Annotated in this window: 14 protein-coding genes; 3 read left to right on the forward strand and 11 right to left on the reverse strand. The window is 46.4% G+C overall.

Going from position 1 to position 17,973, the window contains the following annotated elements; all coding sequences use genetic code 11:
- Positions 1-2 precede the first annotated feature (2 nt).
- From atpH to BXP70_RS12300, 5 genes are all read right to left on the reverse strand, one after another.
- Positions 3-563: an ATP synthase F1 subunit delta gene (atpH, locus tag BXP70_RS12275; RefSeq protein WP_086594369.1), complete on the reverse strand. Its 561-nt coding sequence runs from the start codon at positions 561-563 to the stop codon at positions 3-5.
- A 90-nt stretch (positions 564-653) separates the two neighbouring features.
- The gene (locus tag BXP70_RS12280) at positions 654-1,148 is read right to left on the reverse strand and encodes a F0F1 ATP synthase subunit B (RefSeq protein ID WP_086594370.1); all 495 of its coding nucleotides are present in this window, start codon (positions 1,146-1,148) and stop codon (positions 654-656) included.
- Between the two features lie 180 nt (positions 1,149-1,328).
- Positions 1,329-1,586 (reverse strand): ATP synthase F0 subunit C, encoded by a 258-nt coding sequence (atpE, locus tag BXP70_RS12285; RefSeq protein WP_086594371.1) that lies wholly within the window; start codon positions 1,584-1,586, stop codon positions 1,329-1,331.
- Positions 1,587-1,635: 49 nt separating this feature from the next.
- A complete protein-coding gene (gene atpB / locus BXP70_RS12290; protein ID WP_086594372.1) occupies positions 1,636-2,694 on the reverse strand; it encodes a F0F1 ATP synthase subunit A in 1,059 nt (352 codons plus the stop codon).
- Between the two features lie 501 nt (positions 2,695-3,195).
- Positions 3,196-3,441, reverse strand: coding sequence for an AtpZ/AtpI family protein (locus tag BXP70_RS12300; RefSeq protein WP_086594374.1), 246 nt, complete (start codon positions 3,439-3,441; stop codon positions 3,196-3,198).
- Positions 3,442-3,576: 135 nt separating this feature from the next.
- Here BXP70_RS12300 and porW point away from each other — a divergent pair, with 135 nt between their 5' ends.
- The 3 genes from porW (at position 3,577) to uvrC (ending at position 11,159) form a co-directional block, all read left to right on the forward strand.
- A complete protein-coding gene (porW, locus tag BXP70_RS12305) occupies positions 3,577-6,702 on the forward strand; it encodes a type IX secretion system periplasmic lipoprotein PorW/SprE (protein ID WP_449404447.1) in 3,126 nt (1,041 codons plus the stop codon).
- Between the two features lie 110 nt (positions 6,703-6,812).
- Complete coding sequence (locus BXP70_RS12310; protein ID WP_086594376.1) at positions 6,813-9,146, forward strand: transglycosylase domain-containing protein; 2,334 nt, start codon at positions 6,813-6,815, stop codon at positions 9,144-9,146.
- Positions 9,147-9,323: 177 nt separating this feature from the next.
- Entirely contained in the window at positions 9,324-11,159 is a 1,836-nt protein-coding gene (uvrC, locus tag BXP70_RS12315; protein ID WP_086594377.1) for an excinuclease ABC subunit UvrC, read from the forward strand.
- Positions 11,160-11,233: 74 nt separating this feature from the next.
- Here uvrC and porN read toward each other — a convergent pair whose 3' ends face one another.
- From porN to BXP70_RS12345, 6 genes are all read right to left on the reverse strand, one after another.
- Positions 11,234-12,166 (reverse strand): type IX secretion system ring subunit PorN/GldN, encoded by a 933-nt coding sequence (gene porN, locus BXP70_RS12320; RefSeq protein ID WP_086594378.1) that lies wholly within the window; start codon positions 12,164-12,166, stop codon positions 11,234-11,236.
- A 38-nt stretch (positions 12,167-12,204) separates the two neighbouring features.
- Entirely contained in the window at positions 12,205-13,788 is a 1,584-nt protein-coding gene (gene porM / locus BXP70_RS12325; protein WP_086594379.1) for a type IX secretion system motor protein PorM/GldM, read from the reverse strand.
- 62 nt (positions 13,789-13,850) lie between these two features.
- Positions 13,851-14,657, reverse strand: coding sequence for a type IX secretion system motor protein PorL/GldL (gene porL, locus BXP70_RS12330; RefSeq protein ID WP_086594380.1), 807 nt, complete (start codon positions 14,655-14,657; stop codon positions 13,851-13,853).
- Between the two features lie 69 nt (positions 14,658-14,726).
- Complete coding sequence (porK, locus tag BXP70_RS12335) at positions 14,727-15,746, reverse strand: T9SS ring complex lipoprotein PorK/GldK (protein WP_143436476.1); 1,020 nt, start codon at positions 15,744-15,746, stop codon at positions 14,727-14,729.
- A gap of 236 nt (positions 15,747-15,982) precedes the next feature.
- The gene (locus tag BXP70_RS12340) at positions 15,983-16,972 is read right to left on the reverse strand and encodes a PorP/SprF family type IX secretion system membrane protein (protein WP_086594381.1); all 990 of its coding nucleotides are present in this window, start codon (positions 16,970-16,972) and stop codon (positions 15,983-15,985) included.
- 132 nt (positions 16,973-17,104) lie between these two features.
- A complete protein-coding gene (locus BXP70_RS12345; protein ID WP_086594382.1) occupies positions 17,105-17,935 on the reverse strand; it encodes a uroporphyrinogen-III synthase in 831 nt (276 codons plus the stop codon).
- Between the last annotated feature and the right edge of the window lie 38 nt (positions 17,936-17,973).

Genomic DNA, 17,973 nt, shown 5'->3' on the forward strand with positions numbered 1-17,973 from the left:
TTTTATAATTGAGATTGGTGGGAGGTCTCTTTAAGAGTATTGCGCAACCGGTTTAAGCGGCTACGTACTGAGTCGTCGATTTGCCGATCACCCACACGTAGCACAAAGCCACCAATGAGTTCTGGATCAACTTTCTCGCTAAGCGTTACACTCTGATGGCCAGTCTGCTCACGTACAAGCTTTGTGACTTCATGCCGCAGAATGGCATTGAGAGGCGTAGCTGTGGTTACCTGAGCTACTTGGATACCACGTAGCGCTTCGTATTGACTTTGGAACTCGATGGCTACCCATTCGAGTGCACTCTCACGATTATGTTGCGTAATAATAGTGAAGAACTTCTCCGTCACTTCCGACACCTTGCCTCCGAAGATAGCGCGCAGAATAGACAGCTTTTTATCGTGCTTCACAATTGGGTTACGTAGCAACAAACGAAGGTCACGGTTCTGTTCCAATGTTTTGGCGAACAGATCCATGTCCTCTTTCACTTGTTCCAAGTTTCCCCGCTCCTGCGCCAAGTCGAGCATCGACTTGGCATAGCGCGAGGCAGCGCGTTGTTCAGACATTGATTTTAGTATTGAGTAGTTGGTAGTGAGTATTGAGCTAGTATCGTATCGGTCACCCGAAACTCACTACTCAATACTTGATACTCACTACTAATTCAATTTAACATCCTTTAAGTAAGAATCTACTAGCTGCTGCTGGGCAGCGCTATCTGTCAACTCACGACGCAGGATACGCTCAGCAATGTCGATGGACAGCTGAGCAGCAGTGTTCTTTACTTCGGCCAAAGCCGCGTTCTTCTCGTTCTGAATGGCTTCGCGGGCTTGCACAATCATGCGGCCACCTTCTTCGGTAGCTTTATTCTTGGCTTGGTCTATCAGTTGAGTAGCCATTTGGGTAGCCTCATGCAGCATGCGGTCACGCTCTTGGCGTGCCTCAGCAAGAAGCTTCTCATTGCTAGCTTTCAACAGTTGCATCTCTAGCTTAGCTTGGTCAGCCATGCGCAGAGCTGTTTCGATAGAGTCTTCGCGTTCTTTAAGAGAGGAGAGGATAGGCTTCCAAGCAAACTTGGCCAGCAGAAACAACACGACCAAGAAGATGACCAGTTGCCAGAAAATCAGGCCGAATTCAGGCGTTACGATTTGCATAAGAGGGTAGTCAGTAAAGCGTTCGTACTGATGGTAATAAGTTAGCGGACAAGGTTGCAGCCTAGAGGGCGAGTTAGCCAACAATGGCTAAAACACTCGTACCACAAAACCACGAGCAGCCCGTTGCGCCGTGCGCCGAAGCGACGCGCAACGGGCTGCTGCTATGATACTTCTACCCTATTAGAGCTTGAAGGAAATAAGCAAGCAGACTACGACTGCGAATAGTGCCAGACCTTCGATAAGCGCAGCAACAATTAGCATTGCGGTTTGAATACGGCCAGAAGCTTCGGGTTGACGACCGATAGCCTCCATAGCGCTACCACCGATGCGGCCGATGCCTAGACCAGCGCCTAGTGCAACCAGACCAGCACCAATTGCGGCGCCGAATACGGCCAGACCAGCGGAATTAGCAACCTGCAACAACAGAGAAAGAAGCATAAAAAGGGAGTTTTAAAGAGAATGAAATGAAAAGCTGGGTGAAAACGTGTTAGTGACCGTGGCCGTGGGCTGGAGCAGCGCCATCGCCGCCACCAATTTGCAAGTCAGCATCGTGATGCTCTTCCACTGCACCACCAATGTACATAGCCGTCAGTAGTGTGAAGATATAGGCTTGCAGAATAGCGACCAACAGCTCTAGCACGTTGATGAACAAACCAAAAGCTAATGAAACAGGCGCTACTGCTATGCTACGGAAGATAAAAATCAGGCTGATGAAGCTTAAAATTACAATGTGACCTGCTGTGATGTTGGCGAAAAGACGAACCATTAGAGAGAAAGGCTTGGTGATAACACCAATCAATTCTACCGGAATCATGATAGGTCGCAGCCACATCGGCACACCTGGGGTAGCGAAAATGTGACCCCAGTAATACTTATTGCTGCTGAATAGCGTGATAAGTAGTGTTAGCATAGCTAGGGTTAAGGTCACTGCGATATTACCTGTCAGGTTAGCTGCACCAGGAGTAAGACCTAGTAAGTTATTGAACCAGATAAAGAAGAAGACCGTGAGCAAGTACGGCATGTAACGCTCATATTTTGGCCCGATAGACTTCTTCGCTATTTCATCACGGATGAACATAATGATTGGTTCCATGAAGGACTGCAGGCCCTTTGGGGCACTACCTTGGCGTTTCTTGTAGCCGTTGGCAACAATGCTGAACACGACCAGCATCATAATGCTGCTAAGCAGTAACGCAAAGGCATTCTTGGTAAGTGAGAAATCGTATACCTTGCCGCCGTCTTCAGCAACAAGATGTTCGTGCTCTAGCTTCAAGCCTTCGTAGGCCTCTCCTTCAGCAATTCGCTTGGACGAGAAAACCGTTAATCCTTGTCCTGGCCGGTAGGCAATAATCGGCAGGTAAGTCGTTAGATGATTATTATCAGTCGAGAACCAGTGCCACTCATGCGAGTCGCCAATGTGGTGCAGAATCATCTCGCCCGGGTTGAAAGCTTCCTTTTCGGTAGCTTCAGCCTGGGTCGCAGCTGGTTCGTTTGCGAAAACAGGAAGCGAAAGAATGCAGAAGAGAGCTATTAATAAACGCTTCATTAAGAGCATGTTATAGGGCTATCAGAGGAAAGATGAAGATTTGATTAACCCCGTTTTGAAAACGGGCGCAAGTTACTCAGCACGCTCCAGATTTCAAACCCAGCAAATAGAAAATACAGGAGAAAGAAACTACCTAGGAAAGCCCAAGTGCCTGCACCTTCTTTAGCGCCACCTTTATAGAAGTAGACAAGCACAAATCCTACGGATACTAATAATCGTGCTACTACCGACCCGAAGTAGGCAGCCATGAAATTATTAGGGTTGACACGTACCAGTCGGGCCGTGATCCAGTAAGTTATTGCTGAAAGGATTGCGAAGAAGCCTAGAATGTAAAAAGTTAGGGGATGGATTATACGCGGACCAAATTGACTACTGATAGCGTAGATTACACTTCCCAATAAAATACAGAATAAAAAAAGGTCGCGGCTAAATCGCTTCATTGTAGCTATAGCTAGGCTGAGGGCGTATGAACTTATACTTATTAAAAGGTCGCTTTATACTTCACGACTTACGAGTGATAGATCGTATAACTTGATACATAGCACCTAATACTCCAAGCAACATGAGCCCGATGGTAAACCACGGATTTTTGTTTTGAAAATGTGCATCGAGCTTTATCCCTGCCCATGCACACAAGCCAATGGTAGCTAACATCTGAAAAGCTAGCCCTGAATACTGAGCAAAGCTGCGCATACGGTCGGCTCCAGAATTGGCAGATTTTTTATCAGATTCAGGAGGGATGGACATACTTCGCTGGACTTAGAATGGCAAAAGTATTACTTTTCGATGTAGCAGTGTCTATCAAAGCCCGCTTCATGCGGTGAAATCAAATCCGCGCCGAGAAAATCGTAATTTTACTCAACGTGCTACGTTGTGCAGCAGGTGTGCTTGCCTTCGAACGAACCAAGACCCGGCACACGTTTGTTTCTGCCCATTACTGTTCCGATCTCATCTACCTTGATCCATTCTTTAGCTTCTCGTCTGCTTCTTGCCTTTGTAGCATTACCGGTTATTGCAGTAGGCATCAGTGCTTGTTCGTCAGAGCGCTCAGTCGTTGGTAAAGCATACGACAATGTAGTAGCTCGCGACAACGCTTATTTTCTTGCACGGGAGAAGATGCGTGCACTTGAGGCTACGCTTTATAAAAATCGGGTAAACGATTATAATCAAATCTTACCTCTTTTTCCGACGCTCGATGAAGCCACCGTTACGAAGATCACGGCTGACTTAGACGACGTGGTAAAAAAGGCTTCCTTACCGATTCAACACCGGCCTGGTAGCGATTGGACAGATGATAGCTACGTGCTTATTGGAAAGGCTCGTTATTATAAGCTTGAGCTAGAAGATGCCATCAAGACCTTTAAGTACATCAACACCACTAGTCAAGACCCCAATGCAAAGCATGAGTCTTTGATTTGGCTTATGCGCGCTTTTTTGGCCGACAAGGACTACGAAAGCGCGCTCTTGGTTTCTAATATCTTAGACAAAGAGCAAGGCCAGGAGCAAAACGCTCGTGAGTTGTTCCTGACGCGTGCCCAATACTATTTGCTTACAGGTAACCAAAAGCTAGCTATCGAGCAGCTAGAGCAGGCGATTCCTTACATCGAGGAAAAAAACGAGCAATCGCGCACTCGCTATATCCTAGCGCAGTTGTACCAGGCTAATAATGAAGACAAGAAAGCCTATGCCGAGCTCAACAAAATACTGAAGCGCAATCCGCCGTACGAGCTTGACTTTTTCTCGAAGCTGATGCTAGGCCAAGTATCTGACTTAAATACTACCGACCGGGCCCGCTTAGACAAGTACTTTACGAAGCTGTTAAAAGACGCGAAAAACAAAGAATATCGCGACAAGATCTACTACGAGATGGCGCGGCTCAATTACCGTCAGCAACGGTATGATCAGGCCCTCGCTCTGTTACAAAAATCGGCTCGGACACCTGGACCCAACAAGGCGCAGAAGTCGTACACATATTTACTGGCGGGGCGAATCTATTACGAGAATTTGCAGAAATACCGCTTAGCTGCTGCCTACTACGACAGCACCGTGCAGAACATGCCCAAAACGGCGCTAGAGTATGAAGCAACGGCGGAGCGAAGCGCTATTTTGAAGGAGTTTGCCCAACAAATCACGATTGTTGAAACACAGGATAGTCTGCAAGCGCTTGCCAAGCTAGACCCTTCTACCTTACAAACTCGCTTAACCACTTACGCAACTGCTGAGTTGGAAGCCCAGAAGAAGGAACAAGAACGCTTGCTTGCGCAACAGGAAAAGCAAGCTCGCCAACAGGAGTCTATTTCCGGTGTCAGCTCCCTGCGGACAGGAGACCCCAATATCGACCCTAACACATTTGCGGCAACTAGTACTGGCGCACAGTGGTATTTCGACAATCCTACGGCACTGGCAACTGCACGTAGCGAATTTATTCGCCGCTGGGGCGACCGACAGCTACAGGATAACTGGCGTGTAACCAGTCAAGCTAGCGGCTCAGCCGTGACTAGCCGCGGTGGGAATGTACCCGTTACTATTGCCGGCGCTAGCAACACGAACGTGAACCCAGGAGAAGCATCTGCTACTCCTGCCCCTACGGATCCGGCAGCTCAGCAAGAAGCATTGGTAGCAAAATACCGGCAGGCCATCCCGCTTACGGAAGCCCAAATGCAGGCTTCACAAAAACAAGTGGAAGAAGCATTATTTACCCTAGGTACCATCTACAGCCAGCAGTTGCGAGAGCCTGTGCGAGCTGCCGAAACCTACGAGAAAGTAGTAGCGCGTTTTCCGCAAAGTAAACACCGTCCCGAAACGTATTACAGCCTTTATCTTATCTACAAAGAGCAGCCTGATGCCCCGAAAGCGGATGTGTATGCTCAGCGCCTCCGACAAGAATTTCCGAACTCTTCGTATGCAAAGTTGGTAGCTGATCCGGAGTACTTGCGCCGCACTTCCATTGCGAATGCAAAAGTAGCTGTGCAAATAGACTCCGCTTTTGCTCTGTATAAAAGACAGGAGTTCAAGAAGGCAGCGGAGTTGGTAGACCTTACCAAGCAACAATATCCTGAAAACGATCTGAATGATCGGTTGGCTTTCCTAAATACACTGCTTACTATCCGAACCCAGCCGCCACTTACGGCAAAAGCTTCGGTCGAAAAGTTCTATAAGGACTTCCCCGATAGCCAACTAAGTAGCCAAGCCCTGACCATGCTGAACACGTATAAAGAATACGAAGCTGGTAAGATAACAGGTGCCCTAGCCTCTACTGATAAGCCTGTGGTTTCACTATTCAAGCCTGGTGAGGTGGAAAGCCGGCTTCGCGTCATTTACGCAGAGAATCAACCTACTACCGCTTCTGCTCGTTCAGGTAAACCCCTTCCTCGTAAGCCGCAAGTCCCTCGGCCCATTATCAATCCAGCAGATGCGCCTACAGCACCTAGCCCTGCTATACCAACTGTTCCCACGCCTGCTTCTTCGTCCAATCCGACGACCGTTGCCGTTACTTCAGCCCCAGCAACGCCTCCTACTTCTACCGCCCCAGTCCCTGCATCGAATCCTGCGGCGAGCACACCGCCAGCTTCACCGGCGCCGGCCTTGGCGAATAACAAAGAAACTCCAGCGCCAATCCTCCCTACCAAACCTGCCACGGCCTTCATTCCAAACCCGAATGTTCAGCATGTTGTCGTGCTAGCTTTTCCCAAAGGCAATCCTCCTTTAAAAGACATACCTAGCTTGCTAGGTGCCTACAACGGCCGGTTTTTCCGAGCTAACAATCTTACCACTCAGGAATCGAGTTTGAATGATGCATTAGACATGGTTGTTATTCAGCCGTTACCAAATGCGAAAGTGGCCCAGAGTTACGCCTTAAAATTACGCGGTCCTCAATCTCCCTTAAGTCGTTTGCGCGGCGTGGGTTACCAAACCTTGGTTGTTGGTATTGATAACTTACCACTTTTGCTTCAAAGCAAGGACGTAGAAGAGTATCAGCGTTTCTATCAACAGACTTATACCAAGTAACCTGTTGTCATTGTAACGCTATGGCAAGCTGCTGTTCCCCCTATAGGATTTAAGGGGTGAGGAGCTAGCTTTCTTCTGGCGTCAGATTCCATAATTCAGTTTTAGAAAATATGGCTTATCCTGCCACTAAAAATAAACCCTCGCTTCGCAAACCTCAGCACTCTGGCCGCTTTGCCCGTATTACACGTGCGCTATGGTGGCTGTTTGGCGGCGGGTTCGTCTTATTTATCCTGTACATTTTCGCCGTCAGCATCAACTTTTTGAATCTGTTCGGGCGGATGCCGAATCTTAAGACGTTAGAGAACCCCAAAAGTGAGCTAGCTTCTGAGATCTACTCTGCCGACGGCGTGCTGATGGGTAAGTTTTTTCGGGAAAACCGTACGCCAGCCGATTACGAAGACCTTCCTCAAAACTTAATCGATGCGCTTATCGCGACCGAAGATGTGCGCTTTGAGCATCATTCTGGTATTGATTTGAAGGCTATGGGCCGGGTAGTAACAGGCATCGTCACTGGCAGCAAAGGCGGCGGCGGCTCAACCTTGACGCAACAGCTGGCCAAGCTACTTTTCCGTACCCGCGAAGACCTAAATGATGGCGTGTTGAGTCATGTACCAGGCCTACGAATGCTAATCGTCAAGACGAAGGAGTGGATCATGTCAGTGCGCTTAGAACGCAACTACACGAAGCGGGAAATTTTGCGCATGTATCTCAACACTGCTGAGTTTGGCTCCAATGCGTACGGCATCAACGTAGCTGCCAAAACCTTCTTCAACAAAAAGCCCAAAGCACTAACGATAGAGGAATCTGCTTTGCTAGCAGGCCTAGTGAATGGGCCCTCGTGGTTTAACCCCGTACGCAACCCCGAACGATCCAGGAAGCGTCGCGATTGGGTTTTGAACCAGATGTACAAGTATGGCTACATTGATCAGCCGACCTACGAAAAGGCGACAGGCAAATCAATTGTCTTGCACTATAATGTGGAAAATGCCAACAAAGGCATTGCTCCTTATTTCCGCACAGAAATCGCCAAGTCTCTATTAAAATGGGCTAAGGAAACCGATCATGACCTTTATGCCGATGGCTTAAAAATATATACAACCATCGACTCGAGGATGCAAGGCTATGCGGAGTCTGCAGTTGCAGACCATATGCAACTGCAGCAAAAATGGTTTACCCAGCATTGGAAAGGGCAATTACCATGGCGTGACGAGAACGGGCGCGTTATTCCCAACTTTTTGCAAACCTCTATCAAACGTACTGAGCGCTACAAGTCGCTTTATAATCGTTTTGAGGGCAACAAGGACTCCATCAATTACTATCTGAATAAGAAGTATAAGATGACGGTTTTTTCGTGGCAAGGGGAGAAAGAAGTAGTAATGTCGCCAATGGACTCTTTGGCTTACTATAAACGCTACCTACACGCTGGCTTTATGGCGATGAACCCGCTCAATGGTCATATTCTAGCTTGGGTAGGCGGCACTAATTTCAAATTTTTTAAATACGACCACGTGAAGCAAGGCAAGCGTCAACCTGGCTCAACGTTCAAGCCGATCGTGTACACAGTAGCCATCGACCGTGGCTATTCGCCTTGTCTCCAACGGCCAGACATAGCTACAACATTCCCAGCAGTCGCTGGCCGGCCAGCATACACGCCGAAGAATTTTGAGGGTGGCTTTTCTGGTCGCACTTTTACCCTGCGGCAAGCCTTAGCTCGTTCCATGAACTCCATTACGGCGTGGCTAGTAAAGGAAGTAGGACCCGAAGATGTAGTAAAATATGCTAAACAACTAGGCATTACCTCCCCCATTGAAGCAGTACCAGCCGTAGGCTTCGGCTCGAGCGACGTGAGTATCTACGAGCTATGCGGCGCTTACAGCACTTTTGTGAACAAAGGTGTGTGGACCTCACCAATGATGGTAACAAGCATTGCCGACAAGAATGGTAACGTCTTGCGTGAGTTCGTGCCGCAGACACGGGACGCCTTGAATGAGGAAACAGCTTACCTGATGACTTATATGCTACAGGCTTCTACAACAGAACAAGGTGGCACTTCTACTATCCTCAAAACTGGGTTTAAGTTTCCTTATGAAATGGGGGCAAAAACCGGTACTACCAGCAATTACTCTGACGCTTGGTTTATGGGCATCACGCCTAACCTTGTGTGTGGTATGTGGGTCGGTGGGGAAGATCGAAGTATCCACTTCCGCACAGGAGCCTATGGCCAAGGAGCACGGTTAGCTCTCCCCATCTATGGTTTGTTCATGCGTAAGGTTTACGCGAACAAGGATAAAGTTGGCATTGATACTAATCCTTTCCCCAAACCGGCTAATCTTTCGATTGAGACAGATTGCAGTCGTTATAATGGCGGACAGCGTGACACAATTCCGTACGATCAGAAGCTCAATCAAGCTGAGCTAGATGACTTAGATGACAAGGATATCTAGCCTGTCAGATCCTCCAGTAGTTGGTTGTTATCCTTTCGAAGACGTGGCAAGTGCGAAGCATTTGTCACGTCTTTGTTTATAAAGCGCTCTTGCGGAAATTCCTACGTGAACCTCTGCGTTATCACTCTGCGTACCATTGTATGCTCCACCGCTTACTTCTTTTCCAATTTACGCTGTATGGCTGCTAACGCCCATTTACAAGAGCAGATTCGTCATCTTCCTCATCGCCCAGGTATCTATAAATACTTCGATGATGAGGGCATTATTTACGTTGGTAAAGCCATAGACATTCGCAAACGTGTCAGCAGTTACTTTACTAAGCAAGACCACAACAAGAAGACTCAGCAGCTAGTTAAGAATATTAAGCGTATTGAATTCACAATTGTTGACAATGAATCTGAAGCGTTCTTACTAGAGAATAACTTAATCAAACAGCACCAACCCAAGTACAATATTTTGCTCAAGGACGGCAAAACGTATCCGTATTTGTGCTTGACAAATGAGCGATTCCCGCGGCTGCTGCCTACGCGTAATAAAATTGAAAACGGCTCTAAATACTATGGCCCATATGCGAATCTCACGGCAATGAACATCGTATTGGAGCTGATTCGGGCGCTTTACCCGCTTCGTACCTGCACTTATAATTTATCATCAGATAATATAGAAGCTGGCAAGTTTAAAGTATGCCTAGAATATCATCTAGGTAACTGCAAAGGACCATGCGAGGGGCTACAAGATGAAGAAACGTACGCGCAATATATCCAGCAGATCCGTAATATTCTGAGCGGCAATCTTTCCGTCCCTAAAGCTTATTTCCGGGAGCGAATGATGCAGGCAGCTCAAGAGCAACAATTTGAGCTAGCTCATACTTTGAAGCAAAAGCTTGACCGCTTAGATGATTTTCAAGCGAAGTCAACCGTTGTCAACGCGTCACTTTCAAACATTGACGTATTCAGCATAGCATCCAATGAAAAGAGCGCCTTTATCAACTATTTGAAGGTAATGAATGGCGCAATTATCCAAACTCAGTCATTGGAAGTACAGAAAAAACTTGATGAGGTGGATGCAGATATTCTGTCTCCGTTGATCATGCAGATGCGCGAAGAGTTCGAAAGCGAATCCAAAGAGATTCTTACCAACGTGTCACTATCACCATTACCGTTGCCAGGAGTCGTGCTTACCGTACCGCAAATCGGTGACAAACGTAAGTTGCTAGAGCTTTCTATCAAGAACGTCCTCTATTTGCGCAAAGAAAAGGAGAGTATGAATGATCGGTCAAAAGACGTAAATGAAGTTCGCATTATGGAAGGCATAAAGCGCGACTTACGCTTGACTGAACTACCTAAACACATTGAATGCTTCGATAACTCGAATTTTCAAGGTGACAACCCAGTTGCTGCGATGGTCTGCTTTCGTAATGCGAAACCGAGCAAGAAAGATTATCGTCACTTCCATATTAAGACAGTCGTGGGACCAAACGATTTTGACTCGATGTACGAAATTGTTACTCGCCGATACCGTCGTTTACTAGATGAAGGAGCCTCTTTACCACAACTAGTTGTCGTAGATGGAGGGAAAGGGCAGCTAGGTATGGCTGTCAAAGCCTTACGCGACCTTGACTTGTGGGGCAAGATTCCAGTGGTCGGTATTGCTAAGCGCTTAGAGGAGATCTATGTTCCTAATGATCCTCTTCCACTCTACATTGATAAAAAGTCGGAGACCCTGCGTCTGATTCAACGTATGCGTGATGAAGCGCATCGCTTTGGTATTACATTTCACCGTAACCGCCGTGATGCGTCTACGCTTAAAACTGAACTAACTGATATTAAAGGCCTAGGACCAACAACGGCTGAAAAGCTACTAAGTAAATTTAAATCTGTGAAGAAGATTCGCGAACTGTCTGAAGCAGAATTGATCACTGAAGTTGGTAAAGCAAAGGCTCGCATTTTGCTCAATCATTTTGAACAGCAAGAACAGCAAGCTACCCAAACAGGGCCTGCAACAACGGCATAATAGGCTAGTCTCCTCTAATAAAAGAAAGGCCCTCGCTACATAGCGAGGGCCTTTCTTTTATTAGAGGAGACTGATTAGAAGCTCCAAAGATTGTATTCGTACTCGATCAAGTCAGAAGCTGCTTGCTGAGAAGCTAGTACCCCTTGCTGTTGACCACCATATATTTCGTCTAGACGAGCATCGTTCGGATTAGAAACTTTTACGATGTAAGAGTTAAATAACCACAGCTCAAAGGCATCAGCTAGATTCTTGTGTTGAGCATCATTCTGCGAGTTAAACCAAATGGCTTTATCAGGATTGTTGCGAAACACACGAACTAGATCCGAGTATTTGAAGTAACCAATTGTTTTCTCGATGCCTGAAGTATTCGCAGACAATGTAGCAGGAACTAGCAACCCAATGCACTTGATGTCATGATACATCCGCGACCGTTTCTTGTCGAAGATCATATCTTCTTTCACCTCCATTTGGTATAAGTCTTTAGGACGATACTCATAGCTAGGCGGAGGTGGAGGTGTGGCTGGCTTCGCAGCAACTGCTTTCGTCTTACCTTTTGTTTTACTATTAGTGGCTTTTTTCTTGGGTGTTCCCCAGCCATCATCGCTAGCAGCTCCCCATGCACCACCGGCATCTTGCTCGCTGAAACCAGCTGCTTTTTCCTCATCTGAAAGACCAGCAGAAGCTTCAGCATATGACATATTAGAAGTCATCTCTGCTGGAGTAATAGTCCGAGTCAAAGAATCATTGCTGTATGCTTGCAATTCACCACGCTTCACAGCTTCAATAATCACTCGGCTGATTTCTTTACCTTCCGAGAACATAGGCTTGTTCTGCTTTTCCCGAAGGTCGACTGCCCGCCAGATCGTTTTGCTAAACATAATATCTGAATTCGGGATCGGACGGTTGGAGCCGTTGCTGCTCGCGGTGGTAGCTTGCTCTTGAGCTGAAGCCGCCACCGACAGCGTCAGACCTGCCGTTAGCACGGCTAAGGAAAGGAATTTGTTCATACCGAAGTACTGGAAAGCTGCGGTTAATTTAAGATGGTTTAGAGCAGCGGTATGTTGATTGTCTTGGAGACATTCACTGACTCTGTGTTGCCTTGGAAGTTCATGCGCTGAACTTCTTTTACTTCAACGAACAGACGGTCACCTTCGCGGGCTGAGTTCACAACATCGTTTAGGTTAGCATCCGGACCACTGATAGTACGCGTTGGAATAGCAGGGCGCTTTCCACGTACTAGCGTTACTTCGTAGCGAGTTACCCGGTAACGAGCATCTTCGGGGAGGAAGTTGGCGAAGCTAGGATCAGCGACGGCCTTTAGGCTCATGTTACGAACGGCAGTGATAGGGGTACCTTGTTTGTCATTAGCCTCGCGGCCGCCTACCACACAGTGGATTTCAGGCTTTGGGATTGGACGAACTAGGAAAGTCTGCGAGCCGATTGCATTGCCACCGCTGCTTACGTTCAAAGTCACTTCTTTCGAATTAGGTACTAGTGTCACTTCACCCGTCTTCGAACCTGGGATAACAGAAGCACCTGAAGCAGAGAAACCTGGTTTGTATTGAGCTCCTAGAGCAGGAACTTGTACGTTCAGTTTGTTACCACACTTGAAGTACAGTGCTTGTACCGAAGCAGATTGAACCTGCATTACTGGCTTAGTGACCGTGTAAGGGACGTTTACCTTGAAGGTTGTGTCACGGCCATTTTGTTTGAAACGAATCGTACCAGTCCACTGCTTTTTAGCATTACCAGCAGCGTCGAAGCCACCAGGGGTAGCAGTGAATTCAATCTTGCCTTTGCCATCGCCTCCTACTTGCAAAGGGCTACCGTTCAATGTCATCGTTGGACGAAGACCCGTTGCTGATGCAGTTAGGAACAGTTCAGCTTTGTATTTGGTACCAGCAGCTACTGTATTTGACTCTGCGCTAGCAAAAGCACCTACTTTATCGAATACAATGATGTTACCGCCAACCTTAGCTGATTGAGCTGCAAGTGCATCTGACTCGTACTTTAAGACTTCAGCCTCTTTCTGTGACAGCACAGCTAGAGCTGCTACTAGAGGAGTATTTTCGAAGTTGAGCTCAGCAAAATTCTTGTTCTTCTGCTCTTTCTCTGTAACCATCGGATCTTCTTTCGCATCAAGAGCAAGAGGAGAGGCATTAGGTACGAACTTCTGAATGTAGCCAGAGTACTTGTTTAGCTCATCTTTGAGAGCATAACCAGCGCCATCCTTTTTACCACCTAGCATGGTAATGGCGACTTTATCTTCAGCACTCATATTCTTGAACTCATTCTTGCCTTTATTTTCTGTGGCCGTCAAGAGTTTGTCACGTACACCTTGCAGATAAGCAATCATCTGTTTGGTACGCTCACGTATTTCTTCGCTCTGCTTAAGTACAGCTACATCACTAGCTGTGTTGCGGTTTTTCTCAACTTGAGCCGCAATCCCTTTAATTGTACCATCGTTTGCCGTTGATACCTTTTGGTTGATAGTAGAAAGACTATCATCCAGAAACTTAAACTTGAGCAGAATTGCCGAGTTTACTTGTAGGGCTAGAAGAGCAGTCAGTACCAAGTACATCATGCCAATCATCTTCTGCCGTGGAGACTCCTTTGCTCCTCCTGCCATTGCTGTGGTATGTTATCTAATCAATAGTTTTATAGAACAGAACTCTAATAGTGCCGGCTTTACTAGCTGCTAGCGCGCATTGCGTTTAGCATATTGCCATACACACGGTTCAAAGAGTTCAGGTTCGTCGTCAAGCTCGTTACTTCTTGCTTAAACTGGTCAGTTTCTTTACCGGCTTCAGTCAGGTTCTCCATGGCCTGGCTTAAAGTACCGTAGAACTTGTTCATAGACTTCAAATGAGTGTTAGCATCTTGAAGTTCCATTTCATATACAGCATTCAGCGCGCCCAAATTTTTGGTTACGTTTTGAACCTGCACGTGGTATTCTTTGGCATCAGAAGTAGCATCTGACATAGCCTGCATAGCTTGAGCAGTATTAGCATATGCCTGGTTAATACGCTCGAGTGACTGAGCAGCTGAGCGTACTTTAGTGGTATACTCGTCGGTAGCGTTAGTAGCTTCACCCAAGCCAGCTAGCTGTTGCGTGGTTGTGCTCAAACGGTTCAAACCTTGTCCTAACGAAGCAATAGCTTCAGGTGTAACGTTGGCATCTTTCAACATATCGTCTAGCTTACGAGTTAAGCCAGTGCCGTTGTTAGTAGTAGCCGTCAGTTTGTTGCTATTGGTTGAAGGATCATAGCCTTCGCTGAGTTCTGGATACACTAGCGACCAGTCTACTTCCTTTGCATTAGGTTGAAAAGCACTTAAAAAGAAGATCAAGGCTTCGGTACCTAGACCTACCATCAACATAACGTCAGCGCCATTCCAGTGTAGAATCTTAAACAAAGCGCCGATGATTACTACAGCTGCCCCAATACCATAAACTTTGGGCATTACTGAGTCATACATGAAGTTACCTTTTGCTGCCATTTTACTTAAAGAGAGGAAAGTGAAAGTGATTATAAAAGAGTTAAAAATTGAAAGTGTTGTAAAGTCTGTTTAGTTCAACTTACTATTTGTGCCCATACCAATTTGAATCATAGACGTACGGAAGCCTATATAAGAGCGTGCAGAGTCTTGGTATTCGAAACTACGAGTTCCTGTTTCAAGGAAATAAGCTATGTCTTTCCAAGAACCGCCACGCACTACTTTGCGAGGTTCATTATCATCAGGATTAGTAGGATTCATATCCCATACAACTGGTACTGAAGCTTCCATGAAGGCATCATCGCACCACTCTGCTACGTTACCGGACATATCATACAATCCGAAGTCGTTCGGAAAAAAAGCACCTACTGGAGACGTATATGCATACCCATCCGAAGCATAATCTCCACGACCTGGTTTGAAGTTCGCTAGCATACACCCTTTAGAGTTGCGTAGATAAGGCCCACCCCAAGGATAAGTAGCTAGGTCGCGGCCACCGCGTGCAGCATACTCCCATTCAGCTTCAGAAGGCAGACGAAAGTTTGGCGTTGGCGCAAGCCCCGCTTCTGCGTTAGCAGCATTTTTATTTTTAGTACGCCAATTGCAGAAGTATTTGGCGGCAAACCAGTCAACACCTACTACCGGATAATCGTCGAAAGCAGGATGAGTATAGTAATACTCCATCAATGGGTCACCCATGTGATAAGTGAAGTCACGTACCCAAACTGTTGTGTCTGGATAAAGCTCCGTCATCACATATTCTTCGCCTAATACATCGATAGAGTCTTGGCGAATTGCATTCATGAATTGCCGATACTCGTTATTTGTAATTTCAGTCTCATCCATGTAGAAGCCGGCGATTGTTACCTGCTTGTTCATGTTAACCATAGAGGCTGAAATATCCTGGTCAGTTTGCCCCATGTGAAATGTTCCACCTGGACAAGGCACCATCCCAAAAGGAACTTCTTGGGGATTAAACTCTGGCCGATCCTCCGCCCCGACTAGGTCCCCCTGAGGTCCTTTGCCAAAACCACAGCCTCCCAATATCAATGCCGAAAGGGCTACGAGAGGCAATCCGAGAAACTTGTTCATATTAAGAAAAAAAGTCTGTTAGGCGGCAATATTCAAAGATTACAATTTCGCTGAGTCAGCAAATTTAATGGTTCCTCAACTTGCACACAAATGAGTTGCCAAAACTAGACGATACACTTACGTGCACGACTAAGAATCTACTAAACGATGTTGGGCAGCTCGTTAGTACTTAAAAAGCACTTTATTAGTTGCTTGAAAACCTCAAGGCAATAAGCAGGCCATTATTAGTTACAGTATTAAAAACTGTAGCGCGGCGTACGAATTGCGGGTCGTGTGGCCATTCCAGGCTTAGGAAGGCGATAAGAAAGCATTACTTCATATGAGCTCAAAGCACGAGCATCTTGATTAAATGCAATAAAGTCGTAAGCTAATCCCAACCTAAATGCATTGTCCTTTGCGAAGCTTAATCCCGCCAACCCTGTGATTGATTCGTCATAGCGATATGCTAAACCGCCCCAAAAACGATCATTAAATGTTGCACGTACTCCGCCCTCATAGGAGTTGTTCTTGAACGTAAATTTTCCATCATCCCCAAATTTGCCAGGCATCACCATTTTCACCAACACAGTTGGAGTGATTACAACGGAAGAAGTTGCTTCGATATTGTAACCAGCAGTAAAGTAAGCATGGTTCTCATTGAGGATGGAAGCAGACGAAGTATTCAGGACGCTGTTGAAGCTATAACCCGTACGAAGCAAATTATTTACACTTAGCCCCGCATAAAGCTTATCCGACTCATACCACACGCCTGCTCCAGCATCGAATTTGTGATCTGATCCTTGCTGTGGAACGTTAGGATCGCCTTCTTCATTCGGACGGTAAGACCCTTGAGATATGTAGTTGAATATACCCTGTACTCCAATGCCTAGCTTTCCTTCTCCTACTTTGATATGCTTAGAGTAAGAGAGTTGTGTATTTGTAGTACTCCACTGCGCTATCTTATCTCGATAAGCAACCACCCCTATTCCCCCACCAAGAACTTGCACCGGTAATGAGGCGCTAAGCATAAATGTTAAAGGAGAACCACCATCATCAAAAGAAGCATTATAGCCAACATATTGGTCACGACCAATAGTAGTAATCTCTCCCTGCCCCTTTATGCCAGCATACGCTGGGTTCAAGTACATGCCATTGAATCCATAATGGCTGAACTGAGGCTGCTGCTGCGCTAACGCGGTGCCGGTAACTGCCGACAGCAGGAGAGTGGCAATTAAAGTTCCCTTCATGGAAGCAACGGTGTTGGCTGAGAGTAAGAATAATAAACTGAGAGAGCTTGTTGATTTATACAACAAGCCCTACTACTAAGTTAGACTAAATAACGAAGGGAAATCGTTATTATTTGCTTCCATTTATGCTAGTTAGGCATTTTGTTTGCCGCTCTTATTCTTCTCTTTCCCTGCATCCGCTCCGTAATGTAGCCGTATGTACGCTTCTATAGCACCAGTCATAGACGGCGCGTTCGGTTGAGGCGCTTCGATGTCCAGTTCTAAGCCCGCATCTAGAACTGCCTTCGCCGTAGTAGGTCCAAAAGCAGCAATGCGAGTGCCGTCTTGCTCAAAGTCAGGAAAGTTGACGAATAACGAACTTATCCCTGATGGACTGAAGAAAGCGATGCAATCGTACTTCACGTCGGACAAATCAGATAAGTCACTAGCTACTGTACGGTAAATTACAGCTTCAGTAAACTTGAAGTTATTTGCCCGCATAAATTCAGGAATATCATCTTTGCGGATGTCAGAGCAAGGGTACAAGAACTTTTCACTCTTGTGCTTTTTGATAACATCAAATAAGTCAGCTGCAGTACGTTGGCCTACAAACAACTTGCGCTTACGTAATACGATATACTTTTGCAAATAGTTAGCAGTCTGCTCAGAAATGCAGAAATACTTCATTTCTGCGGGCATTTCTAACTTAGCTTCCTGACAAATACGGAAGAAGTGATCTACAGCATTTCGGCTAGTGAAAATAATAGCTGTATGCTCAGCAATGTTTATCTTCTCTTTCCGGAAATCTTTGTAAGAAACCGGTTCCACCTGGATGAACTCGCGAAAATCAACTTTGATACCGTACTTCTCAGCAATAGCAAAGTAAGGAGATACGTCGTTCGTCGGCTTAGGCTGGGTGACCAGAATGCTGGAGATGCGCTTGGCGTGCCGGCCTGTCCCCGGTTTGTCTGTGCTCTCGGCCATAAGGTAAAAGGAATGGGTAAGTCTAAAGCAAATAAGTG

The sequence above is a fragment of the Hymenobacter crusticola genome (genome assembly GCF_002154225.1).
GTDB lineage: Bacteria > Bacteroidota > Bacteroidia > Cytophagales > Hymenobacteraceae > Hymenobacter > Hymenobacter crusticola.

Excerpts from the sequence above, each read along its gene's own strand:
- atpE (WP_086594371.1), bottom strand. The coding sequence starts at position 1,586 with ATGCTTCTTTCTCTGTTGTTGCAGGTTGCTAATTCCGCTGGTCTGGCC.
- atpH (WP_086594369.1), bottom strand. The coding sequence starts at position 563 with ATGTCTGAACAACGCGCTGCCTCGCGCTATGCCAAGTCGATGCTCGAC.
- porL (WP_086594380.1), bottom strand. The coding sequence starts at position 14,657 with ATGGCAGCAAAAGGTAACTTCATGTATGACTCAGTAATGCCCAAAGTT.
- porK (WP_143436476.1), bottom strand. The coding sequence starts at position 15,746 with ATGAACAAGTTTCTCGGATTGCCTCTCGTAGCCCTTTCGGCATTGATA.
- BXP70_RS12345 (WP_086594382.1), bottom strand. The coding sequence starts at position 17,935 with ATGGCCGAGAGCACAGACAAACCGGGGACAGGCCGGCACGCCAAGCGC.
- BXP70_RS12280 (WP_086594370.1), bottom strand. The coding sequence starts at position 1,148 with ATGCAAATCGTAACGCCTGAATTCGGCCTGATTTTCTGGCAACTGGTC.
- BXP70_RS12300 (WP_086594374.1), bottom strand. The coding sequence starts at position 3,441 with ATGTCCATCCCTCCTGAATCTGATAAAAAATCTGCCAATTCTGGAGCC.
- uvrC (WP_086594377.1), top strand. The coding sequence starts at position 9,324 with ATGGCTGCTAACGCCCATTTACAAGAGCAGATTCGTCATCTTCCTCAT.
- atpB (WP_086594372.1), bottom strand. The coding sequence starts at position 2,694 with ATGAAGCGTTTATTAATAGCTCTCTTCTGCATTCTTTCGCTTCCTGTT.
- porN (WP_086594378.1), bottom strand. The coding sequence starts at position 12,166 with ATGAACAAATTCCTTTCCTTAGCCGTGCTAACGGCAGGTCTGACGCTG.
- BXP70_RS12310 (WP_086594376.1), top strand. The coding sequence starts at position 6,813 with ATGGCTTATCCTGCCACTAAAAATAAACCCTCGCTTCGCAAACCTCAG.
- porM (WP_086594379.1), bottom strand. The coding sequence starts at position 13,788 with ATGGCAGGAGGAGCAAAGGAGTCTCCACGGCAGAAGATGATTGGCATG.
- BXP70_RS12340 (WP_086594381.1), bottom strand. The coding sequence starts at position 16,972 with ATGAAGGGAACTTTAATTGCCACTCTCCTGCTGTCGGCAGTTACCGGC.